The following is a 24,096-nucleotide window of genomic DNA, read 5'->3' as shown; positions in this document are numbered from 1 at the left end:
TACTTTTAGGGCATGATAACCCCACAGCAACAGGCTCAGATACTGGAAAGTCTGGGCATTACGGCCCTGAATCCGATGCAGGAAGCCGCCCGCGACGCCATCGGTCAGGACAATGACACGTTTCTTATTGCGCCCACCGGCTCCGGCAAAACCCTTGGCTTTCTGCTACCCATCCTGGGTCTGCTCGATGCCGACAGCAATTCCGTGCAATGCCTTGTGCTGGCACCCACCCGCGAACTGGCCATGCAGATTGAGCAGGTGTGGAAAAAAATGGCGACGGGTTTCAAAGTGAACGTGTGCTACGGGGGGCACCCGATGGAAACCGAAATCAACAACCTCAGCAATCCGCCCGCCCTGTTGATTGGTACGCCCGGCCGCATCCGGGACCACCTTACCCGGCGAACCTTTTCCCTGGATGGCATTAAAACGCTGGTGCTGGACGAGTTCGATAAGGCGCTGGAACTGGGGTTTCAGGATGAGATGGCCTTCATTGTCCGGGGGCTGCGCAACCTCAGGAAGCGGGTGCTGGTTTCGGCTACGGCGGGTATTCCCATCCCAGCCTTTATCCGGCTCCAGTCGCCCACTACACTGTCGTTTATGCCCGAAGATGAAACACCCCGGCTGACGGTGAAGGTGGTGTACTCCGAAGCGAAGGACAAGATTGACACGTTGTTTCAGTTGCTTTGCTCGCTGGGCCCCGAAGCCGCCCTGGTGTTCTGCAACCACCGGGAAGCCGCCGAACGAACCAGTGCCCTGCTCAATGAGGATGGGCTATACACCACGTTTTACCACGGCGGCATGGAACAGGCCGACCGCGAACGGGCACTCATCCGGTTCCGGAATGGCAGCGTCAACGACCTGGTCACTACTGATCTGGCAGCCCGTGGGCTGGACATTCCGGAGATGAAAAATGTCATTCATTACCACCTGCCCCTACAGGCGCATGAGTTTGTGCATCGGAATGGCCGCACGGCCCGCATGATGGCATCGGGCACGGCCTACGTTATTCTGCATCGGAATGAACCGCGCCCGGCTTACCTGGACGACTCCCTCGAAACCATCGACCTGCCTACCGATTCCCAACCCAAACCCACGTTACCCGCCCCCCCCGACTTTGTGACGCTCTACGTGAGTGGCGGCAAAAAGAACAAACTTAACAAAGTGGATATCGTTGGTTTTTTCTCGCAGAAAGGTGGCCTCGACAAAGGTGACCTAGGCCGCATTGAGGTGCAGGACTTCATCTCCTTTGCCGCCGTAAAAACAGCCAAAGTAGACGCGTTACTGGAGCGTGTAAAAGACGAAAAAATGAAGGGAAAGAAGTATAAGATTGAGGTAGCGAGGTAGAATTAGTAATATTCAGAGTATCCGACCATTTATCATAAAAGTCTATATGAGGCATAGTGGGCAACTAAAAGTTAAAAGAGTAGAGATTTTCTCTAGAAATAACTTTTGAGCATACCCCATGCCCCACTATTTCAAACCATTTCTTTCCAGAGCTAGAAATTAATGCACTAAAGACCAAGTTTTTGTACTCTTTTGATACTCTTATAATGAATAGACAATCACTTATAGGAATTCTACCTTTTTCTATTAAACATACTTTACCAATACACCTTTTACCAACACGAGTTACTATAATATCGCCATCTACTGCATAAATTAGCCGGTTATCTTCATCAAAAGAACTATTTATTCTCAAAATTTCACCTTCATTATAACTAGTCGAATGAAGAAATTCTATATTTCTCTCGTTTAATTCTTTTGTAGTTCTGTTACTTCTTATGATTGTAGCGTTAATATCCCTTAGGTTTTTGTTGGTGGGAATTCTATCGTTAACCATCCAATTTGTGTATGTATAGTCCATCCTTTCATATAACATTGCAGACTGAACTAAAACTTTATGACTACATATGCCTTGTTTATCTGCACAAAGTAATTCGACTTCATAAGAATTAATTTTAGTTCTTTTCTCTATGATAAGTATATGTGTCTTTGCTTCTGTTTTTTTAAATATATTAGATGGTAACTCAATAATAGACTTTATAGTGTATTTATTGAGTAATGCTTGTCTAACGGGTTCAAATACTTGACTAGTAACTAAGCCGTCAGGTATTATAATTCCTAATTGACCTCCCTGTTTGAGTAATAAAAGATTGTTTGCTAGAAATATTAAATCAGCCGTTACAAATGGTAAAGAATCCACATGGGGTAAGCTAACAGATTCAAAAAGTTTAATATACTTTTCCTTTTCAGCAACTCTATAATATGGAGGGTTGCAAATCGCGATGTCGATTGTTCCAACCTTTAGAGGAAAAGGACTATTCACGTCTAAACCATCAATCTTAGAAATTTGAGCAAAAGGAAGATTTGTCCTTGTTGTTTCTATTCTTTCGAGATCTATATCACAACCCCAAAACGAGGCATCATTCCATTTGTTATAAGCAGCAACAGTTAACGAACCATTGCCTATACCTAAATCTACAATAGATTTCGGTTGGTGATAACTTATCGAATTTATAAGTAATTCTGAAAAGACTATTTCAGTATAATGTCTGTCAAGAACTTCCATTTGACGGAATTAGGTGATATTGTACAAATGCCATTTACCAACATCTATGCCTCTTCCTGTTTTCTTTTGAGGATGGTCATATAGAACTGCAACTTTATTCTTAGGTTTACTAGCAAGAAATAAACATGCCCCTATGCTCATTGGTTTTGTGGCTAATGGTACAACAAACAGTTGGTCGTCTTCATCTAGCCCTTGGTAGGTCGTACTGAGTTTATCGAAAACCGCCATAGGATTGGTTGCACCACAAAAGTCTATGTCCCTCATCATATCTTTTGCCTTCATTATATGAATGTTATTGGCGAATGAATCCATTTCCCACCCGGGTTTAAACGCAGGAAGCCCAAAAATACACTTACAACGTTTACTTATTATTTCGGAATCCTCGATCACACGGTCCATCCTTTCTGCTTCGAAACCACATAAAAATACAACCTTTTGGTGAACCTCGTTGTCGATAGTTAGTGCGTGACCGGGTACTGCTTCGTATCCTTTAGTTTGTATTGATAAATCAAAATCTCTGAAATGTAACAGACTGTTACGTTGTCGTTTACTGTATGAAGCAGGCTCAATGTACAAGATTGAAAAATTGTGGTTATTTATATCAAATAAAAGTTGAAGCAAAAGAAGTAGTTCAACGAAACCAATAGTTGTAGCATCAATTAAAACATTACTATCGTTCAACTGCGGCAAGTTGTTTTCGAGGTCGTCCACTGGAACTTGGTTATCGTTAATCTGTATTTCAAATTCTCCAGGAACGTAGTTGAGAAATATGACTGAAGCAACATTGGTATTTATGTAGTTTATTGCTGCGTTACCTCTATCATCAATAGGTTCGCCGACGAATGCAATATCGTAGTTTGAAAAACTAATTTCGTGTATACTGTCACCAAACTGAATATTAATCTTCATTGAAGCGTTTTTTAAAATATTCGAAAAGTGGTAGTTTAGAATCTTCAAGTATTACATCAAGATACTTTGATTTTTTAGCCAAAAGTTCTTTAAATGCAACATCATTTCCACTTACAATTGTAATTAGTTCGGATTCTCTCATTTCGGCTCTCCTCTTTTTTCGAAAACTTATGTCGAAATAAGGTGTATAGATTGGATTTAAGGTGTATTCGCTTTCTTCAATTTCTGGATTCCTCGAACCACCTTTTCTCTTGGTTAATTTTACTTCATACAAGACAGACCACTTTATACATTCCGAGATAAAGGATCTTATTTCAAGGTTTGAAATTCCGTTTTTTATTGAAAAATGATTCTGCTCTGGTTCACTTTGAGATGGATTTCTTTGTTGTACTGCAAAGTACATACCAAGTCGTACAATAAATTTATGTATTGCTACTCCGTTGTTACCGAATTGATTAATCTCTTTTAAAAGACTTGTACTTGCTTGCTTAGCCCCCTCAGCTTGTTTCTCAGGTTCTACAGGTTTATAATATGCACTGCCATCTATTGTGAGGTCGATATTAATCGATCGATTACACAATTCTAAAAAATGCCTGATATTAGAACGTGACATTTTACAGAAAGTATTAAAGCCAGAATAAACCTTACATTGTCTTGGTAGCGGTTCATAGATAAATAGTATACATCCTACTAAATTGTTATCTACCCACCCTGTATTTCCTGTAAAATTATTATCTTGGTTGGATTTTAGTTTCTCAAACTCTTCAATAATAAGACGTTCCTCAAGGCTTCTGTTTAGTAATGCAAACATTACTACTGTAGCACTAGGATGTTCTTTTGAGATGAAGTCTTCAGCATTTCTTTTTGATTGTTTGCTGTCTAAAGCATTGTTTATTAATTTAACAAGTCTTTTGTATAGAGTTACATCGTTTAATATTTCGTTCGCAATTTCTGCGTATGTTGGGCTAGGGAAGTACTTCTTAGCATAGTCAGTAACTCTTTTCTTGTAGTTTTCGTTACGTCTGCTAACGATTGCTTCGCTAGAAGAACTTCTTAATACATCGCGATCTATTGGCAGATCACTTATTTTGTCAAATAATCTTAAAAATAGTATTTCAGCAGCAAATAAATTAAATACGCTATTGTCATCAAAGTATGCTTCCAGATCGTATTCTCTGTAATCGTGAATACTTACAAGTTGTTCATTACCTATTGTGGATTTATTATTAAAAGCCTCTCTCTTCATTGCTATATTAAATACAAGAGGAGGTTCACTATGTTTAAGCCAAGTATTAATTAAACATTGTTGATCTTTTAGTAAGTTTTCGTACTCGTCTATGTAAACATAATAAGTAGCATTTTTAAATATTGTATTTTTTTCATAAATGCAATTTATTAGTTCTGTCGCAAATCCTTTAGGTAAAAAAATAGGTATTTCGTACCTTTTGAAGTTACTAGCCCACAATTGAAATTGATTATATAGCTTATTTATAGATCTTTTTAAATTATTAATATCCCCTGTTATTTCAGGGATAAAATCTTTCAGGTTTGAAAAGTCTATTTCTTCCAAGTGTGTCTGATCAAACTCTTTATATGATGACGATGCTATACTTTCTAAACTCTTGATTACTTCTCTACTGATTACTAATGTTGACATATGCTCAAAAGCAGATTGCCACTCAATCTCATCTATACCCCTTTTTGTTAGTATTTTTGCAAATTGCGTATCTATCTTCCAGTATATACCAATATGTTTAATCGATATATCATTATTGAATTTCCTTTTTAGTGAGAATTGTGATTGATGGCATAAATATCTTAGTAACATTGTTTTGCCACAACCTCTTCCTCCAACGATTACACGTGGTTTTTTTGCTGATAAAAGGTCAAGGTTATCATAGTATGGAGGAATAACGAATTCGTCCCACAGATCATATCCAAGTTCTTCCGCTCTGTTTTGAGCAATAGGATTATCTATTTGGTTTGTCATCATCTAGTAAATAAAGGATTCCAACCATCTCTATTATGATATAAAACAGGCAGAGAGTTATTTGGACAAGCGTGTTCAAATAAATATAAAAGTCCTAACTTTCCGTAACCCTTTTTAACCCTTTTAGAAACGGTACCTAATTTAGCTACAATTAAGTTCGAGTATAGTCTTTCGATTTCTTGATCCAGTTGTGGTTCTAAACCAAAATTGAAGAATGAGTGTGTTGAATCTAGTTTTTCAACATAACATAATTTGATATCAGGAAAAGATGCACTTATCTTATTAACAGCGGTTTCATGAATTGTTAGCGGTGCAAATATTATATAACTAGAATTCAATTGAATCTGGTCACATTCACTGTGTACGTCACAAAAGGTTTTCCCTGTACCAGAAATATCATCTATAAAGATGAATGTTCTCACGTTTTCATTGGTGTAAGCATTGTCTATGCTTTCTGGTGTGATGATGTATCTATCTTTTATACGCAGATTTCTTCTAATGTATCTGCCCATTATATATGCTCCTTTAGTAGGACCATCATTTCTCTTTAATGCTAGTACTATTCGGATATTAGGGTCCGCTACTTCGCTTCTAAGACATTCGGGGAATGATTTTAATGCATTAGGTGGAGGTGGATTTAGTCTAAAAGTGTTATTTATGTTTTTATATATATTATCCTCCAACATTGCTATTGTTTGTGACTTTGATCGATATAGGAGAGAGTCTAAAATGCATGCCCTTAAGAATTTTTCTTCATCCGTGCTGAAGTTTCTTCTCCATAATCTGTATTGATCAAGGCTAATTCCCTCCCATATTCTATAATCAATTAAATCTTGACACCTTTCATCAATAGACTGATCATACAACTTCCAGCTATTAGGTAATGGCATTGTATAAATTTATTTTGATGTGATTATTTGGTATAGTTTATGGTAATGCCAAATAAGCGATAAATTATTGACACTTACTCTTAACTTGAAAATTGTTTGTAAATAAAAAAGCCACTTACTGCTTTTACGCTGTAAGTGGCTCACTATCAATGCTCCCGAAGCTGGGCTCGAACCAGCGACCCTCTGATTAACAGTCAGATGCTCTAACCGACTGAGCTATTCGGGAATTTTATCGGTTATTGTGGTGCAAAAGTAAGGTGAAACACGATACTACGCAAGAACAGGGCAAAAAAAAGTAATGCCTATAAACGACCCGGCGTTGTAGTGGGATCGCCCCCGTAGTGAGGTACGTTTTGCAAAATCAGGTCTTTAATACGCTGGGCATCGCCCTTGGTGAAGTTTTCGAGCACAATCTGAGGCCGGGCGCGGGGAATAACCCGTACCGTAGCGAAAAACAGTCCGTTGTCAATCTCGACCCCGGAAATGTCGGAGTAGAAAACGAAGTTATCGGTGCCGCCAATGAGTTTCTTCTCCCGGAAGGTGACGCCCTTGTCGGTAAACTCGACCTCGTCACTCCGGATCGGGTCTTTAAAACTGCTGCTTCGAAATTTCTCGTTAGACATAGGATTGGGAGTATTGGGAGTTAGGAGTTGCTATTTTTTAGGTATATAAATCAGTTTCTTGGTTTCAAAAAAAGGCTCCTCGAAATAGTCTGAAAGGTCGTACACGCGGTAGCGGTCCGTTATCTCAGACAGTTCTTCACTGAGGTCACCCCCTTTCAGGTACAGAACCCCGTTAGGGCGGTCATTGTTACCTGACTTGTGGATTTTGTACCGCATCCAGCCCAGAAAAGGCTTCAGGCGCGTTACGGCCCGGCTTATCACAAAGTCGTATGTAGTACTCAGTTGCTCCACGCGGGCCTGCTCCGCCTTCACGTTTTGTAAACCCAGCGCACTGGCCACCTCCTGCACCACTTTTATCTTCTTGCCAATGCTGTCGACCAGGTGAAAATCGACCATCGGAAACAGGATAGCTAGTGGAATACCTGGAAAGCCACCCCCCGTCCCCACATCCAGAATTTCGGTGCCGGGTTTGAAGTTCACAATTTTAGCGATACTCAGCGAGTGAAGCACGTGTTTTTCGTAGAGTGCGTCGATGTCCTGACGTGAAATCACGTTGATTTTCGCGTTCCAGTCGCGGTAAAGTCCATCCAGCGCGGCAAAGCGTTCCTGTTGCTCAGCGGTCAGGTTTGGGAAGTATTTTAAGATAAGGTCCATGTGGAGGGAATGATGAATTATAAATGACGAATTATAAATGATTGGCATCTCCGCATTCATCATTTATAGTTCACCATTCTTGATTAAAACCTATCGCCAGTAAATGCGTTTCTCGCGTTTGGTGAACAGCGTTTTCAGGCCTGCCAGTCCGTAATAACCGGCCAGCACTACATCCATATACGGCATGGTGGTCCAGTGTACGGTATGCCCCAGCCGAAAACTGATTCGTCCTACAATACCCCAAAACAGGAGTAGTCGAATCATAAACGCCACTAGCCCGGCCTGCAAAAGTAGCCATTCCATCGGGCTAAATGAATAGTGCAGGATGGCCAACACCGGAACAGTCAGGCCAAATACCAGCGTTAGCACCCACGTTAGTACGTGTGAGCCAGTAAGCAGCCCGAGCAGAACTTTGTTTCCTGCTTTGTAATAATTCCCGACGTTCAGGTGCCGCTGTTTCTGTAGCCGCCATTCGGGCCAGTTTTCTTTTGGTTTCGACCACATAAATGTATTTGCATCCAGGCAAATACCCGTGTTTTTGCCTGTAGCGACCTCGTTGATGAACAAATCATCGTCACCACCAACAACATTCTTGTGGCGGTAGAAGCCCTGGTTAGCAAAAAATAGGCTGGTCCGATAGGTCAGATTTCTACCGACACCCATATACGGACGCCCGGCCAGAGCAAGCGAAAAGTACTGCACGGCAGTAAACAGGGTTTCGAACCGGATGAGCCGATTCAGAAAACCAGGCCGATGCTCGTACGGTGAGAACCCCAGCCCAATCGCTTTCTCCTTATCAGTCAATGGAGCAGTCATACCTTTTAGCCAGCCATCCGACGCCGGGCGGCAATCAGCATCCGTGAGCAGCACAGTAGGGTATTTCACTTTTTTCAGGGCAATGGTCAGCGCGTATTTTTTGGGGGTTATGTGCTCATATTCCTTGTCGATGTAAATAAACCGGACCCGTTCCAGATGAGCAATATCGTTTTCCAGAAATGACCCCGTTCCATCGGTGGAGCGGTCATCCATTACCAGGACCTCGAAATCAGGGTATTGCTGGGTATCCAGTAGAGGCAGCAGTTCCCTTAAATTATCGAGTTCGTTGCGGGCACAAACAACGATGGAAACACCCGGCGACGGTTCATTTGGCAAAGCACTATCTGCCTGTTTGTTCTGCGCAGATTGCCTGTAGAAAGCCGTTCGGGAATAAACAAAAAGGATGTAAATGAGCTGAATGCCGACCATAAACAGCCAGATTATCAGCAATATCGTAATCAGCAAGGGAAGGTGGCAGGCCGCTAACGCGCTGGTTTTTAATGCAGCAACAAAGGTAAGGGTTTTTGAGCAAGCCCCTTACCCCTTATCTTTGCCGAATGACATTTTCGATTACTGCCCATGACCCCCAGTCAAAGGCTCGGACAGGCACGCTGACAACGGAGCATGGCACCATTCAAACCCCCATTTTTATGCCCGTCGGAACGGCGGGAACGGTGAAAGCGGTTCACCAGCGTGAACTCGAAACCGACATCAATGCCGATATTATTCTGGGCAATACCTATCACCTGTACCTACGGCCGGGACTGGATATACTCAGTAAGGCAGGTGGACTACATGGTTTCAACGGCTGGAAACGGCCTATTTTGACCGATTCAGGGGGTTATCAGGTTTATTCTTTGTCAAATACGCGCAAGATTAAGGAGGAGGGCGTTACGTTCAAATCACACATCGATGGCTCCAAACATACGTTTACGCCCGAAGGGGTGATGGACATTCAGCGCACCATCGGGGCCGATATTATCATGGCATTCGACGAATGCACGCCCTACCCCTGCGAGTATGAATACGCCCGAAAGTCGATGGAGATGACCCACCGCTGGCTCGACCGATGCATTGACCGGTTCGATACGACTGAGCCGCATTACGGGTACCGGCAAACGCTGTTTCCCATTGTACAGGGGAGCACCTACGCCGACCTGCGCCGACAGTCGGCAGAAACCATAGCCAGCAAAGGCCGGGAAGGCAACGCCATTGGTGGACTGGCCGTGGGCGAACCCGCCGAAGAAATGTATACCACAATTGAGCTGGTCAACAGCATTCTACCCGCCGACAAACCCCGATACCTGATGGGGGTGGGTACACCCGCCAATATTTTGGAAGCAATTGCGCTGGGCGTGGATATGTTCGACTGTGTAATGCCGACGCGCAACGCCCGGCACGGCCTCCTCTTCACCACAGAGGGTATTATCAACATCAAAAATGAGAAGTGGAGTCGGGATTTCAGCCCTATCGACCCGGCTCTGGGTGGGTACGCCAGTACGTTCTATTCGAAAGCCTACCTGCGGCACCTGTTCAAAGCCGACGAGTTACTGAGCGGTCAGGTGGCCAGTCTGCAAAACCTGACGTTTTATCTGTGGCTCGTGCGGCAGGCAAGAGCGCACATTGAGGATGGCACGTTTGTCGCCTGGAAAAACGCCGTTATCCCCCGGTTTATGCAACGGCTGTAACCGTGAAGGTCGCAATGCTGGCCTGAGCAGTTCCTTAGCGCACTTTGCGTTTACCTCAGCGTGCTTTGCGGTTACCGTCCAGAGAAAATACAAATGAAAAAAGTATCCTGATTTCAACATTTTGGATACTTTTTTCATTTCACTTCGTCTTATATTCTTTCGTCGCTATCACACGCCTTCAGCGCCAACCTTCTTTTTCGGATGACACAACGAACGGACATAAATCATCGGTTATTTGTACCGGCCGATGTGCTGCTCCGGTTGGTTTGGCAGGCCCGCCTTCGGGTTGTTGGGCTGGTTGTTTTGTGTACGATGCTGGGGGCCACATTAGCCTGGATGCAGCAACCGGAATTTCGGTCTGAAGCCCGCGTTATGCCCGAGATGAACGGCGGGGCTAACGACCTGTTTAAACGATTATCGTCTGTGGCGGGCCTGACCGACATTGATTTTTCTGAGGCTGACGGGATGGATGCCATCCGGCCTGATTTATACCCGAATGTATTACAAAGCACCCCCTTTATTCTTTACCTGATTGATCAGCCAGTTACCACCACAACCGGTGCCCGGCAAACGGTGGGGTCTTTTCTATTGACAGGCACCTCCGGCTGGTCCTTCAAAAAGCTACTGTCTCTTTTCCGACTTGACACAAAACCACAAACGTTGGCGAAGGGACCATCTGGTGCGTTACAGTTGTCCATTCAGCAACAGGACCTGGCCGAAGAAATTATGGAGCGGGTCAACGCCCGGCTCGATGCCCGGTCGGGACTGATTACCATTACGGCGCAGATGCCCGATGCCTACGTGGCTGCCAGCGTAACGCAGCTGGCCATGACGTACCTGACGACCTATGTTACGAATTACCGCACCGAAAAAGCCCGGCAGGATCTAGCCTTCTATGATAATCGGGTGAACGAAGTGCGAAAACGCTACCAGAAGGCGCAGTTCAGCGTGTTTCATTACAATGATAACCACAAAAATCTGGTGATGCTGTCGACCACGATGGACCGGCAGCGGATGGAAGCGGAACTGACTATTGCTCAAACGGTATATACTGAATTATCCCGTCAGCTGGAGCAGGCGAAACTGAAAGTACAGGAGCGAACGCCCATTTTCAAAGTACTCGAACCACCTTCCGTCCCGCTCAAACGAACATCGCCCAAACGAATCCTTACTGTACTGCTGTTTGCCGGAACCGGCTTATTGCTGGGCGTTTCGTCCGTACTTATTCAACAGAGCAGTATCGGGCAGAAACTCAATGCTATACGGTTTGGTAATGCACCCGGTTTACAAAGGTCGATAAACGAATAAATGGGTTCCTTATGAAACGACTGCTCCTTAGCCTGATGGTTTTTCCGCTCGCCATCGGGCTGGTCGACAGTTCGTTTTATGAAGCCTTCGCCGTGGCCTTTTCGGTGTACATGTTCCTGACCTTCGTCCACCGTATCGGCCACAAGATTACCCTGCCCGAATGTATCAGCAGTATTGCCGCTGGCGAAATTCTGTTCGTACCAGCCATAACGTACTGGTTCGTACCGGCTTCCATGCCCCTCGAATCCAATACTTATTTCAGCTACGCCCTCCCGGCCTGTCTGGCCTTCTGTGCCGGTTTACTCGGGGTTGCCAACCAGCCAAACACGTTGTCATTATCCCACAAACAATACCTTCTGCGGGCAGCTGATTACTTAAAACAGCGACCGGGAGCCAGTAAGGCACTATTTAGTATCGGCCTGATCGGATTCCTATTGAAAATGAGTGTACCCACCCTGCCTGCTTTTCTGGGAACGCTCCCCGCGTATTGCTTGCTGACCAGCGTCTTTTACGGCTATTACGCCCGGAGCACCTTCTGGAAAGGACAGGGCATCTGTGTCATTGGTTTACTCCTGTTGCATACCGTCACGACGGGCACATTCAATGACTTATTCTTCTGGCTGCTGGCGGGGATGCTGGTACTATCGACCACCCTGCCTGCTCCACCAACACTGCGTATAAAAGTGGTTACCCTTTGCCTGTCTTTTACCTTCCTGCTATTGGTGCAGTCGGTTAAACGCGAGTACCGCTACCAGACCTGGGGCTATACGAAAAACGAACGCACCGCCGATGCCGGTCTGATGGTTACGTTGTTGGCGGACCGGGTAAGTCATCCAAAAAAACTCCTGAATGTATTTCATCTGTACACGGCTTTTGTCCGCTTCAACCAAGGCATCATCATCGGTAATGCGATGAACAAGGTGCCTGTTCATGAAGCCTACGCGAAGGGCGAGGTGCTGTTATCACTTGTTTACCCCTTTATTCCCCGGTTCGTATGGCCGGGTAAACCACAAACGGGCGGTTACGAAAATATCCGCCGTTTTACCACCCTTCCCCATTTTGCCAACACCAGCATTAATTTATCGCCCGTGGGCGAAGGGTACGTGAATTTTGGTTACGGTGGTATCCTGTTCGCGCTGGGTTATGGCCTATTACTGGGCGGCTTTTTTCGGGTTGCCTTCCAACTGGCGACCCGTATTCCATCCGTCGTTTTGTGGCTTCCCATGGTGTATATGGGTTGCCTGACCATGGAAACGGACCTGTTCTCGACCTGGGGCAGTCTGGTAAACAGCGTCTTTTTCATCACCTTCTTATTCTGGCTGCTGGAACAAACCGGTATCGAACTATAGCCCATGACAATCACGTATCTGGTTCGAAGTCCCGGCACAGGCCACAGCATCGAAGAACTATTCGGGACTGTTCAGCAGGAATTCGACCACCAACCGGGTATCCGTACCAACCGAGTGTATCTGCCGCGCATCAGCCGGGGATGGTGGAGCGTCTGGCTGAACCTGCGTTTCGCACGAACCCTTAAAAGCGATGTTTTCCACATCACGGGCGATGTTCACTACACGGCGCTGGCCCTGCCGGGGTCGCGTACGGTGCTCACTATTCACGATTGTAGTACGCTGGTAACGAACCAGGGGCGCCCTTTTCGGTACGCATTCTTCTGGCTCTTCTGGTATTATTTCCCCATTCGTCGGGCCAGCGTGGTGACCGCTGTATCGGATAAAACCCGACAGGAGTTGATTAACTATGTAGGCCGCGTTGCTCAAAAAGTCATCGTCGTTCCCAATGGGTACGACCCTGCTTTCAGGCACCGACCGGCTTTGTTTCAAACCAGTCATCCGGTTTTATTGCAGGTAGGCACCGCCCCCAATAAGAACCTGCTCCGGATTATTACTGCACTCGAAGGCATTTCCTGTACGCTACTGCTTGTAGGTCCCTTATCGGGCACAATCCAACAGGCGCTGCAACAACGGTTAATTGACTACCGGCAATTTGAAAATCTTAGTCGGGCGGAAGTTGTCCAGCTATATGCAGACTGCGATATCGTCACGTTTGTATCGACCTACGAAGGCTTCGGGATGCCGTTGCTGGAAGCAAATGCCGTTGGTCGCGTGGTGATTACTTCCATCAACTCGCCCATGTACGACCAGGCTCCCGATTCGGCCCATTTTGTCGATCCGCTGGATATAGAGGCAATCAGGCAGGGGATTTTACGCCTGATAACCGATGCAGCTTATCGGCAAAAACTGGTGAAGGCGGGGCTTCTCAACGCGCAACACCACACCGCAGCAACAGCCGCTTTTCACTACCGGTCTCTCTACCAGAAGATGGTCCCCATTCCACCTGTAGCACAACCCGCCCGATGAAAATACTGCTCTCCGCCGATTGCTTCTACCCCGCTCAGATGGGTGGCCCCAGTAATACCATTTACTGGCTGGCAAAAGCGTTGACGCAGGCCGGTCATGCCGTAACGGTCATTGCTACGTCGCAGGAGTTGCCACCGTCGGTTCCGCGCAACCAGTGGGTAACGATGGATTGCGGGCGGGTGATGTACACCCGTAATCCGCATTTCTACCTGCCCCTGCGCCACATCTGGCAAGGCTGGCAGGCAATTTCCAGCGCCGATGTGGTTCACGTAAACAGCCTGTTCTATCCGGCCTCCCTCATTTGGGTTCTTTTGAGTCAATGGGCAGGAAAGCCCGTTATCTGGTCGCCCCACGGCGAACTGAATCCGGTAGCCCTGGGTATCAGGCCACGGCTCAAACGCTTCGTGCTGGACTTTATCAAGCAAATACTCGGCCCATCCATCCATTTTCAGGTAGCCAGCAAAGAGGAGGCAGCTCACGTTCGGGCCTGTTTCGGGACGACCACTTCGGTAACCGAGATTCAGAGCCGGATGGAATTGCCACCACTCGTCCAACCCAGTGAAACGACCCGCTTAACTCCACCCTATCTACTCTTCATGGGTCGACTACATCCCATCAAAGGCATCGACAACCTGATTCGTGCCCTGGGTGCATCGGATATTTTTCGCGCCAGTGACTTTTCACTGGTCATTGCCGGGCCGCAAACCGATAGCGCCTACGGCCACGTGCTCACTGAACTGATCAACCAACTGGGCCTTTCGGAGAAGGTATCGTTTGTGGGATTGGTGCGGGGTCCGTGGAAAGAAATCCTCTACGCCAACGCCCGGTTAACAGTCCTGCCCTCCCACGCGGAGAGTTTCGGTAATGTCGTTGTCGAATCACTGGCGCAGGGAACCCCGGCTGCAGCGTCAACAAATACACCCTGGCAACAGCTCGAAACCGAGCGCGCGGGCAGTTGGGTAGCCAACGACCCCGAATCGCTCCGGGAAGCAATTGAAAAATTCGTGCTTATGCCGCCGGATACCTATCATCAATACCGGCAACGAGCTTATAAACTGGCTCACCGGCAGTTCGATGTACATGCACATATTGGCGAATGGGAGCAATTATATCAGGAGATACTACAGCACACAAACCACATAAAAGACATAGCAACGGTTAACTGATGGACAGCAAAAACGCCATTGACTTTCATAATGACAGGGCACTGGAATTTGACAGCCGGTACACGTTGTCGAAGGCTTTTCAGGAACGATTTCACGTTTGGACGAGGCTATTTGAGCGGTACATAACCGCCACCGATCAGGTGATCGACCTGGGGTGCGGCTCAGGGATTTTCAGTAATTACCTCGCCCGGAAAGGCTGTGTAGTGACGGGTATCGACGGGTCGGAAGCGATGATTGCCCTGTGCAGGCGAAAAAGAACATCAACAAGGGTGCAATTCGCGGTTGGCACACTACCCCTGAAAACATTGACTCAGTTCCCGTTGCAGGACGTGGTAGTCATGTCCAGTATTCTTGAGTACCTGAGCGACATGAACGGTATGCTGAAACAGGCGAGGCTGCTACTGAAACCAGATGGACTGTTGCTCATATCCATCCCAAACCAACAAAGTCTTTACCGCAAAGTGGAGCGCCAGTTATTTCGATTGCTGGCCCGACCAGCTTATTACCAATACATCCGCAACACAGCTACCGAAATAACCTTTAACCGGCAACTGACCGAGGCTGGATTTACCCCGGTCGAAACAGATTACTTTTCGGGGCAGGACCCCATCTCGCGGGTATTGAAGCCTTTTCTGGCGGCACCGTATGTCAACAATTTACTCGTAGGAGTTTTCAGAAAAACGTCCGACCTAGCCCTTGATTGAATGAAAATCCTCAGCATCGCTGGTGTACGACCCAATTTTGTGAAAGTAGCTCCCCTGCACCGGGCTTTTTTGGCACACCCGTCCATCGAATCAAAAATCATTCACACCGGTCAGCATCACGACGCGGTGATGAGCGACGTATTCTTCGATCAGTTTCACCTGCCTCAACCGGATTATTACTTGAACGTACCGCCCGGTTCAGCATCCCTGCAAACGGCCGATATAATCCAGAAATTCGACCGGGTTATCCAGGCAGAGCAGCCCGACTGGGTAGTGGTCGTTGGGGATGTAACGAGTACATTAGCCTGTGCGCTGGGTGCTGCCCAAAACGGTGTGCGGGTAGCGCATGTGGAAGCGGGTCTCCGTTCGGGCGACCGGCAGATGCCCGAAGAACGCAACCGTATCGTGACCGATGCGCTGGCCGACCTCCTGTTTGCAACCGACCATACCAGCTGCGACAACCTCCGGCGGGAAGGCATACCCGCCAACAGAATATACCTCGTTGGTAACGTCATGATTGATTCGCTGGTACAGTATCGCGCCAAAGCCAATGCGTTGACTACCGTTGAGAGATTGGGCCTGATCAAAAAAGACTACGTGTTGCTGACGATGCACCGCCCGTTCAATGTAGACACCGAAGCGGGATTATGCCGGCTGTTGCGGGTGGTAAACAATACGGCGACTCTCCGGCCGGTTGTCTTCCCCGTCCATCCGCGCACCCGCACGAACCTGATTCGGTTCGGCCTTTTCGACGCGCTGGCAACCAGTCCGAATGTCCATCTATTGGAGCCCCTGGGTTATCTGGAATTTATCAATCTGATGGAAAACGCGGCTCTGGTCATCACGGATTCGGGTGGGGTTCAGGAAGAAACGACGTACCTGCATGTCCCCTGCCTGACGTTCCGCCCCTCCACCGAACGACCCATCACGCTTGACTACGGCACTAACCAGCTGGTAGCCGATTTGAGTCCCGATACAGCCGGGCAAATGGCCGAGAAAATTCTGGCAGGCCAGATTAACCCCGGTAAGATACCACCGCTGTGGGATGGACAAACCGCCGAACGTATCGCATCCATAATCAGTCAGTTTCCATGAAGCAACTTATCCAGCATCTCAAAACCGGCGAGACGCTACTCGAAGAAGTGCCTGTCCCGCTGGTTAGCCGGGGGCAGGTTTTGATTCAAACCCGGTGTTCGCTGGTATCGTTGGGAACGGAACGAATGCTGGTTAATTTCGGCCGGGCTGGTTTACTGGAAAAAGTCCGCCAACAGCCCGATAAAGTAAAACAGGTACTGGCCAAAATCCGAACGGATGGGCTGTTCTCTACCCTGAAAGCCGTGTCGCGAAAGCTTGACCAGCCCCTGCCGCTGGGCTACTGCCAGATGGGTACGGTACTAGCCTTGGGCGAGGACGTTACCGACCTCCGCATCGGCGACAGGGTGGTATCCAACGGGCCCCACGCCGAAGTGGTTTGCGTACCCCGTAACCTGGTGGCCCCGGTGCCTGATACGGTTAGTGATGACGATGCGGTATTCACCGTGGTCGGTTCCATCGGCCTACACGGTGTTCGCTTGCTGAATCCGACCCTCAATGAAACGTTCGTCATTATCGGTCTTGGTCTGATCGGGTTATTGGTGGCTCAACTATTGCAAATAAATGGCTGCAGGGTTATTGGCATCGAACCGGATGAAACCAAATGTCAGCTGGCCGAAAAACTGGGCATCACCGTTATTCGCACGGGTCCGAATATAGATTCTGTGAAAACGGTGTTGTCTCTGACCCATGAGACTGGCGGAGCGGATGGGGTGCTTATCACGGCGTCAACGCAGTCAGACAACCTCATTAGTCAGGCAGCCCGGATGAATCGTTCGCGGGGGCGGATCGTGCTGATTGGTGTCGTGGGGCTAGCTTTAAACCGCGCGGACTTCCAGCAAAAAGAAATCAGCTTTCTGGTATCCAATTCCTATGGGCCAGGCCGCTACGATGCCGCCTACGAACAGGAAGGCCATGACTATCCATTGGCCCACGTGCGGTGGACGGAGAACCGGAATTTCCAGACGATTCTGGACTTTCTGGCTGCGGGTAAGTTGCTCGTTAAACCACTCGTTACAGACCGGGTGCCCTTTTTGGAATACAACCGGATTTACGCCGACCTGACAGGAACCCACCGGATTGGCTCACTGCTCACCTACTCCAGTACGGTTAGCCTTAACCCGTTGCTCCAGCTAACCGAGTACCACTACCAGCCGACGAACGTAACGATTGGCCTTATTGGGGCGGGTAACTTTACGAGTGCCATCCTGCTCCCGGCCCTGAAATCGGCAGGCGCCAACCTCAAAACGATTGCCAGTGCCGGAGGGCTTACGGCCACCTTACTCGCCAAAAAATACGCTATTGCACAAAGCACAACGGACTTCCGGCACATACTGGATGACCCCGACATCAACCTGTGCATCATCACCACCCGGCACGACAGCCACGCCCGTTTAACGGTTGAAGCCCTGCAAGCGGGGAAGCACGTATTTGTCGAGAAACCGCTGGCCATCCATGCGCATGAGCTGGGCGACATAGTTAGCGCGCAGCAACAGTCTGGCCGACTGGTGATGGTTGGTTTCAACCGGCGTTTTTCACCCTTCGCGCGAAAAATGAAAGCGTTGCTCGGGCCGCTTGCTTTACCCATGAATGTGGTCGTCACCGTAAATGCAGGATTCATTCCGGCCGATTCGTGGGTCCATGACCGAGCCATCGGGGGTGGCCGTGTGCTGGGCGAAGCGAGCCATTTCGTGGATTTCATCACGTTTCTGACCGGAAGTCGCGTACGGTGCGTGTGTATGAACGCCATGGGTCCGCAACCCAGTGAAACCAGCGATTCGGTCTCCCTGCTGCTTCGCTACGAAAATGGCTCAACGGGGGTTATCAATTATTTCAGCAACGGCAGCAAAGCTTATCCGAAAGAACGAGTCGAGGTGTATTCCCAGGAACGAACACTGGTGCTGGACAATTTCCGTCGCCTGAAAACGTACGAATTCGGTCCTTTTTCGGGGCTTTTCGGCAGGCAGAACAAGGGCCATACCGAACAGATGAAGCAGTTACTCACCCAACTCAGGACGGGTGGCGACGCGCTGATTCCCTTCGCCGAATTAATCAACACGACCCAAACCACCCTGGCCGCACTGCAAAGTCTGCGCGAGAACCGCTGGGCCGATGTTGGCCCTATCGGCATGGAACAGGCGGATTTGCTAACCACGGATGGTGTATGAAAAACATCAGGCTACTCTGGCGGACGGTACAGCATTTAACGGGTCGGCAAATCGTGTATCAGGTTTGGCATCGGCTGCGTAGCCCGGCCAAATTGCGCCTTGCTGACAAGGTACCGGAAACGTGCTTTCTGGCCGTACCCGATGCCAACAAACCCGTATCGTGGCAACCGGAGCGATTCACATTTCTGAACCTGACTGTGCTTTTCCCGTCAGCCATCGACTGGAATTACGCCCGTCACGGTAAACTCTGGACCTACAACCTGACCTACTTCGATTTTTTGAACCAGCCGGGTATGCCGGTTGACCGGGGGCTGATATTGATACGCGACTTCATTCGTCAGTCGGCTGATGTGCGGGACGGCCTGGAAGCCTATCCAACCTCGGTACGCATTATAAACTGGGTGCAGTTTCTGAGTCGCCATCAGGTTCGGGATGAGACTATCAACCAACATCTGTTCGCTCAGGTCCGATTATTGGGTCAACGCCTGGAGTATCATCTGTCGGGTAATCACCTGCTCGAAAACGGATTCGCATTACTGACGGGAGCGTTGTATTTCCGACACACACCCTGGATTCGAAAGGCAAGCGGGCTTTTCCATCAGGCGTTAGACAAACAGATTTTATCGGATGGCGGGCATTACGAACGTAGCCCCATGTACCACCAGCTTCTCCTTGACCGCCTGCTGGACACGCTGCTGATTTTGCAGTCTACCACCGGATACGACAACACCCGACTTACTGCTTTGTTAACCGAAAAGGGGATCTCGTTGGCGATCTGGCTCGACGCAGTAACGTTTCAGAGTGGCACTGTTCCGATGGTGAATGACGCAACTCCAGACCTTGCACCGACCACAAATCAACTTCGGCAAAAGGCAAGTCAGTTGCTCCCTGAAAAGACCCGACAACCCGTACCCCTTTCCGATAGTGGCTTTCGAATGTTCCGGCAAAAACGGTACGAGTTAATCACCTGCGTTGGTTCCGTCGGCCCGGCTCACCAACCCGGTCACGCCCATGCGGATACGCTTTCCTTTGTGCTACATGTGGATAACCAACCCATACTTGTGGACAACAGTACATCCACGTATCAAGATGGCCCACGCCGGGACTGGGAACGCAGCACGGCGGCTCACAATACCGTAACGGTAGCGGATGCAGACTCTTCTGAACTGTGGGCAAGCTTTCGGGTAGGTCGCCGGGCGAGGGTGATTCTTATAACCGATACGGCTACTTCACTGACAGCCCGGCATGATGGGTACCGGCATCGGGGAATTATCCACGAACGAAACTGGTCGATTGGTGCCGATACGATTTCGATAACGGATCAACTATTGACCTGGCCAGCCGGAACGGCATCCGGGCAGGCGGGTACCGCCCGGTTTTACTTTCATCCTTCCGTAATCTGGCAGTTGCTCGACGATGGCGTGCGGGCAGGCCCATTGGCCATAACGTTTCGCTCTGCAACCAAACCGGTGTGGCGCATCAAAGCTTATGAGATGGCCAATGGATTCAACCAATTGCGGTCAGGCCACTGCCTTGTCGTTAATTTTTCGACCTGCTTAGAAACAGTCCTCACCCTAATCGAATGAAGATACTCTACCTGACTTTTTATTTTGAGCCTGACCTGTGCCCCGGTTCTTTCCGGAATACGACGCTGGTCCGCGAACTGGCTGGCCAACTGACTGCCCATGACTCGATTCAGGTGGTTACTACCCACCCAAACCGGTACGCATCCTACTCGCCAGCCGCATCTGACCAGGATGAATGGCCTACCGACCAATGTGCGGTTCTGGTACAGCGCATCCGCGTCCCGAAGCATAAAAGCGGACTGGCTGGTCAGATTGTTGCCTTTTGGTCTTACTTCTGGTCCGCTCACCGGCTCACGAAAGAGCAAGATTACGACTTGGTTGTTGCCTCTTCTTCCCGCTTGTTTACCGCTTTTCTGGGGGCCAGACTAGCCCGCAAACGAGCGGTTCCCCTCTTTCTGGATATGCGCGATTTGTTTCGGGAAGCGATAACCGAGGTTGTCCGTTTCCCACTCGCTTACGTCTGTTTGAATCCATTCCTGAAACGTGTGGAGCGCTACACATTTGGCTATGCCGCGCACATCAATCTGGTTTCGGAAGGTTTCCGACCTTATTTTAACGCGTATCGGCAAGCCACGTACAGCTATTGCACGAATGGTATCGACACCCCGTTTCTGGCCGTACCGGCCAGTCGGCCACACCTGAACCGCTGGCCCAAAATCATCTTGTATGCGGGCAATATCGGTGATGGGCAGGGGCTGCATAAACTCATCCCTGAAGCCGCGAAACAATTGGAGAATGAGTACAGGTTTGTTGTGATTGGCGACGGTGGGGCAAAATATAAACTGGAGGCAGCCCTTCTGGAAAAACAATGTGCCAACGTTGAGTTGCGTCCTCCCTGCAACCGACAGGCGTTGATAACGGCTTACCAAAACGCGGATTACTTACTAGTACATCTGAACAACTGGGATGCCTGCCAGCGCGTGTTACCGTCCAAACTGTTTGAGTATGGCGCTACGGATAAGCCCATTCTGGCCGGGGTTAGTGGGTATGCCGCTGCATTCATCCGGTATTACCTGCCGAACACTCTCGTTTTCAACCCTACCGATGCAGAGAGTCTGGTCAGGCAACTACGCGAAACGCCTTACCGAACGCAGGAACGGGTTGACTTCAAACGACGGTTCGCACGGCATACCATCAATCAGGAACTAGCCCGGCACATTATCAGGACAATGGGTCACCCGAAAAGCAATAAATCACCCGTCAATAAATTGGTATGAATACCTACCCGATTTAATCAAATGACCTTGACTAACTACGGCCTCCTGACCATTCTATTACTGGGGCTAGAACTTCTTTACATCCGGCTGGCGCGGCATTTTCGCTTATTCGATGTACCAAACGGACGGAGTTTGCACCAAACTACCAGGACGGTTCGGGGTGGAGGGATTATCGTTTATCTGGCCGTATTGACTATGGTTTTGAGTGTCCCATTCAATCAGCCCTGGTTCTTTGGTGGCCTGACCGTCGTGGTGCTGATTAGTTTCGGCGACGACGTTGCTGGTATCCCAGTCCGGTTTCGTTTTTTTGCCCAGTCAATAGCCATCAGTATGTTACTGATACAGACACATACCTCTTCTACGGACTGGTGGCTATTTCTTGGATTATTAGTGCTGGGAGTTGCGATTATCAACGCGTACAACTTTATGGATGGCATCAACGGTATGACTGCTTTTTACAGTCTCCTCACCATTGGAACACTGTGGTATCTTCAAAGAGATGAAATGGATAGCCGTTCACCAATTTTATATCCATTCGTATTCGTAGCACTACTGGTTTTTAGTTTTTTCAACGCCCGGCCCAAAGCCATCTGCTTTGCGGGCGATGTAGGCAGTATCGGCATTGGCTTCATTATGCTCTACAATCTGCTTACCGTCATCAACGAACAACATACCTATCTGCCCCTGTTGCTACTGGCAGTCTACGGCGCAGACAGCCTTCTCACCATTGTTTATCGAATACACCGGCGACAAAACATTTTTCGGGCGCACCAGTCACATCTGTATCAGTTACTGATTAGTCAGCGGGGTTGGCCACATCTGGGCGTCGCGGCTGGGTATGCCTTCATGCAGGCTGGTATAAATGGGTTAGTTCTGCGGGCACTGGACTGGTCTGCTGTTCATCAGTTTATGCTGGCTGTGCTCATTTCGGGTTTCCTTTCTATTTGTTACGTTATTACCAGAAAGAAAATAATAAGCCCACAAAAAGAGGCTATTCTATGAGAAATAGCCTCTTTCGTTACAAACCAAATTTATTGCCTGCTTACTTTACACTCTTGCCAATGGCAATCAGTGCTTCTGGTGTTTGGAGGCCCAGGACCTTCCGCAGAATTTTTCCGTTGCCGTCGATGTACAGCAATGTAGGATAGGCTTCCAGTGGGTAAACCTGCGCTAAAGCCGGGCCTTCGCCTTTTTCCATGTCCATTTTCACGTTTATAAACTTGCTGTTGTAGTAATCGCCAACGGATTTCTTGGTGAAAACATTCTTCTGGAGCAACTTACAGGGACCACACCAGCTGGCATAGGCATCCAGAAAAATAACTTTTTTCTCCGCTTTTGCCTTTTTCAAAATGTCTTTCCAGGAAGCTTCCGTAAACTGAATTCCCTCAGGGCTGTCTTTCGGAGCCATTCGGCTAGTGGTAGTGCCTGATTTGATAGGGTCAAAAGCAGCGATAGTCGGGAGTACAGTAACGCCGATAAGGGCAATTGCAAACAACCAAAATAGTTTTTTCATAGTCAAACCCGGCGAGCCGGTGGTCTTTGTAGGTTTTCGATTCTATAACGCACGAACGGGCGTTTTTCGTTTCTACCCTGAAACGCTCGTTTTATCCGTAATTATATTGATGGGCATGCAAATTACAAATCGTGTGCCATTCTGCTTAATCTTTCCGAACTTTGCGGCCGTTTTACCGTCTTCTACTTATGCCCGTCAAGCAAGCTGAATTCCTGGTCAGTAATTCCGACCCGGCTCTTTGTCCCCCACCCAATCGGCCCGAATACGCCTTTATTGGCCGCTCAAACGTGGGAAAATCGTCGCTGATCAATATGCTGACGAGCCGGACAACACTGGCTAAAATTTCGGGAAAGCCGGGAAAAACGCAACTTGTCAATCATTTTCTTATCGATAAGTCGTGGTATCTGGTTGATTTGCCCGGCTATGGCTACGCTCAGGTCAGTAAAACTGAACGCGAAAAATTTGCCATTCTTATCGACGGTTACTTAACCAGCCGCCCTAATCTGCTCTGCATTTTTGTGCTGGTCGATGCCCGGATTGAGCCTCAAAAACGCGACCTCGACTTCATGAGTAATCTGGGCGAGCGGGGTTTACCTTTCGTTATTGTCTTCACCAAAACCGAGAAACTCAGTGGTCCCAAACTCCAGGCGACCATTGATAATTACCGCACCACCCTGCTGGAGGAATGGGAAGAAGCCCCCCAGTTTTTTATTACATCAGCCATCACGAGTGCCGGTCGCGAAGAGATTTTATCGTTTATCCGACCCCTGAATGAAGCGTATATGACAGGTAAAAAGAAATAAATGGGAATGTCATTTTCTGCTCATT

At 48.2% G+C, this 24,096-nt stretch carries 21 protein-coding genes and 1 tRNA gene; 13 read left to right on the top strand and 9 right to left on the bottom strand.

The window, feature by feature from the left end; translation table 11 throughout:
* Window positions 1-12 precede the first annotated feature (12 nt).
* Window positions 13-1,344, top strand: a complete 1,332-nt coding sequence (locus B156_RS0127610) for a DEAD/DEAH box helicase (RefSeq protein WP_018623047.1) — start codon at window positions 13-15, stop codon at window positions 1,342-1,344.
* Window positions 1,345-1,408: 64 nt separating this feature from the next.
* On the opposite strand, the gene B156_RS0127605 is transcribed toward B156_RS0127610, so the two are convergent.
* From B156_RS0127605 to B156_RS0127570, 8 genes are all read right to left on the bottom strand, one after another.
* The gene (locus B156_RS0127605; protein ID WP_018623046.1) at window positions 1,409-2,569 is read right to left on the bottom strand and encodes an N-6 DNA methylase; all 1,161 of its coding nucleotides are present in this window, start codon (window positions 2,567-2,569) and stop codon (window positions 1,409-1,411) included.
* Between the two features lie 9 nt (window positions 2,570-2,578).
* Entirely contained in the window at window positions 2,579-3,478 is a 900-nt protein-coding gene (locus tag B156_RS0127600; RefSeq protein WP_018623045.1) for a hypothetical protein, read from the bottom strand.
* Window positions 3,468-5,471, bottom strand: a complete 2,004-nt coding sequence (locus tag B156_RS0127595) for an ORC-CDC6 family AAA ATPase (protein ID WP_018623044.1) — start codon at window positions 5,469-5,471, stop codon at window positions 3,468-3,470. The genes B156_RS0127600 and B156_RS0127595 overlap by 11 nt, the downstream gene beginning before the upstream one ends.
* Window positions 5,468-6,358, bottom strand: coding sequence for a phosphoribosyltransferase-like protein (locus tag B156_RS0127590; protein WP_018623043.1), 891 nt, complete (start codon window positions 6,356-6,358; stop codon window positions 5,468-5,470). The genes B156_RS0127595 and B156_RS0127590 overlap by 4 nt, the downstream gene beginning before the upstream one ends.
* Window positions 6,359-6,510: 152 nt before the next feature.
* Window positions 6,511-6,584: transfer RNA gene (locus tag B156_RS0127585), tRNA-Asn, on the bottom strand.
* 76 nt (window positions 6,585-6,660) lie between these two features.
* On the bottom strand, window positions 6,661-6,981 hold the full coding sequence (locus B156_RS0127580) for a PH domain-containing protein (protein ID WP_018623042.1): 321 nt from the start codon (window positions 6,979-6,981) through the stop codon (window positions 6,661-6,663).
* 30 nt (window positions 6,982-7,011) lie between these two features.
* Window positions 7,012-7,635 carry a 16S rRNA (guanine(527)-N(7))-methyltransferase RsmG gene (rsmG, locus tag B156_RS0127575; protein WP_026261102.1) on the bottom strand — a complete coding sequence of 208 codons (624 nt, stop codon included), beginning with the start codon at window positions 7,633-7,635 and terminating at the stop codon, window positions 7,012-7,014.
* Window positions 7,636-7,725: 90 nt separating this feature from the next.
* On the bottom strand, window positions 7,726-8,880 hold the full coding sequence (locus B156_RS0127570) for a glycosyltransferase (protein ID WP_245563868.1): 1,155 nt from the start codon (window positions 8,878-8,880) through the stop codon (window positions 7,726-7,728).
* A 128-nt stretch (window positions 8,881-9,008) separates the two neighbouring features.
* On the opposite strand from B156_RS0127570, the gene tgt reads away from it, so the two are divergent.
* The 11 genes from tgt (at window position 9,009) to B156_RS0127515 (ending at window position 22,757) form a co-directional block, all read left to right on the top strand.
* Window positions 9,009-10,139, top strand: coding sequence for a tRNA guanosine(34) transglycosylase Tgt (gene tgt, locus B156_RS0127565; protein WP_018623039.1), 1,131 nt, complete (start codon window positions 9,009-9,011; stop codon window positions 10,137-10,139).
* A 201-nt stretch (window positions 10,140-10,340) separates the two neighbouring features.
* Window positions 10,341-11,447 (top strand): hypothetical protein, encoded by a 1,107-nt coding sequence (locus B156_RS0127560; RefSeq protein ID WP_018623038.1) that lies wholly within the window; start codon window positions 10,341-10,343, stop codon window positions 11,445-11,447.
* A gap of 11 nt (window positions 11,448-11,458) precedes the next feature.
* Complete coding sequence (locus tag B156_RS0127555; protein WP_018623037.1) at window positions 11,459-12,796, top strand: hypothetical protein; 1,338 nt, start codon at window positions 11,459-11,461, stop codon at window positions 12,794-12,796.
* Between the two features lie 3 nt (window positions 12,797-12,799).
* The gene (locus tag B156_RS0127550; RefSeq protein ID WP_018623036.1) at window positions 12,800-13,822 is read left to right on the top strand and encodes a glycosyltransferase family 4 protein; all 1,023 of its coding nucleotides are present in this window, start codon (window positions 12,800-12,802) and stop codon (window positions 13,820-13,822) included.
* The gene (locus B156_RS0127545; RefSeq protein ID WP_018623035.1) at window positions 13,819-14,988 is read left to right on the top strand and encodes a glycosyltransferase; all 1,170 of its coding nucleotides are present in this window, start codon (window positions 13,819-13,821) and stop codon (window positions 14,986-14,988) included. The genes B156_RS0127550 and B156_RS0127545 overlap by 4 nt, the downstream gene beginning before the upstream one ends.
* Window positions 14,988-15,692, top strand: coding sequence for a class I SAM-dependent methyltransferase (locus B156_RS0127540; RefSeq protein WP_018623034.1), 705 nt, complete (start codon window positions 14,988-14,990; stop codon window positions 15,690-15,692). Before B156_RS0127545 ends, B156_RS0127540 begins: the two co-directional genes overlap by 1 nt.
* Complete coding sequence (gene wecB / locus B156_RS0127535; protein ID WP_018623033.1) at window positions 15,693-16,787, top strand: non-hydrolyzing UDP-N-acetylglucosamine 2-epimerase; 1,095 nt, start codon at window positions 15,693-15,695, stop codon at window positions 16,785-16,787.
* Window positions 16,784-18,952, top strand: a complete 2,169-nt coding sequence (locus B156_RS0127530; protein ID WP_018623032.1) for a bi-domain-containing oxidoreductase — start codon at window positions 16,784-16,786, stop codon at window positions 18,950-18,952. The genes wecB and B156_RS0127530 overlap by 4 nt, the downstream gene beginning before the upstream one ends.
* Window positions 18,949-20,538, top strand: a complete 1,590-nt coding sequence (locus tag B156_RS0127525) for a heparinase II/III family protein (protein ID WP_018623031.1) — start codon at window positions 18,949-18,951, stop codon at window positions 20,536-20,538. Before B156_RS0127530 ends, B156_RS0127525 begins: the two co-directional genes overlap by 4 nt.
* Window positions 20,535-21,755, top strand: a complete 1,221-nt coding sequence (locus B156_RS0127520; protein ID WP_018623030.1) for a glycosyltransferase family 4 protein — start codon at window positions 20,535-20,537, stop codon at window positions 21,753-21,755. Before B156_RS0127525 ends, B156_RS0127520 begins: the two co-directional genes overlap by 4 nt.
* A 21-nt stretch (window positions 21,756-21,776) precedes the next feature.
* Window positions 21,777-22,757, top strand: a complete 981-nt coding sequence (locus B156_RS0127515; protein WP_018623029.1) for an MraY family glycosyltransferase — start codon at window positions 21,777-21,779, stop codon at window positions 22,755-22,757.
* A 40-nt stretch (window positions 22,758-22,797) separates the two neighbouring features.
* On the opposite strand, the gene B156_RS0127510 is transcribed toward B156_RS0127515, so the two are convergent.
* Window positions 22,798-23,268 (bottom strand): thioredoxin family protein, encoded by a 471-nt coding sequence (locus B156_RS0127510; RefSeq protein ID WP_018623028.1) that lies wholly within the window; start codon window positions 23,266-23,268, stop codon window positions 22,798-22,800.
* A gap of 188 nt (window positions 23,269-23,456) precedes the next feature.
* Here B156_RS0127510 and yihA point away from each other — a divergent pair, with 188 nt between their 5' ends.
* On the top strand, window positions 23,457-24,071 hold the full coding sequence (gene yihA, locus B156_RS0127505; protein WP_040586461.1) for a ribosome biogenesis GTP-binding protein YihA/YsxC: 615 nt from the start codon (window positions 23,457-23,459) through the stop codon (window positions 24,069-24,071).
* Window positions 24,072-24,096 lie beyond the last annotated feature (25 nt).

This window comes from Spirosoma luteum DSM 19990, from assembly GCF_000374065.1.
Classification (GTDB): domain Bacteria; phylum Bacteroidota; class Bacteroidia; order Cytophagales; family Spirosomataceae; genus Spirosoma; species Spirosoma luteum.
The sequence above is the reverse complement of the archived record's forward strand: the minus strand, read 5'-3'. Positions and strand labels throughout refer to the sequence as shown.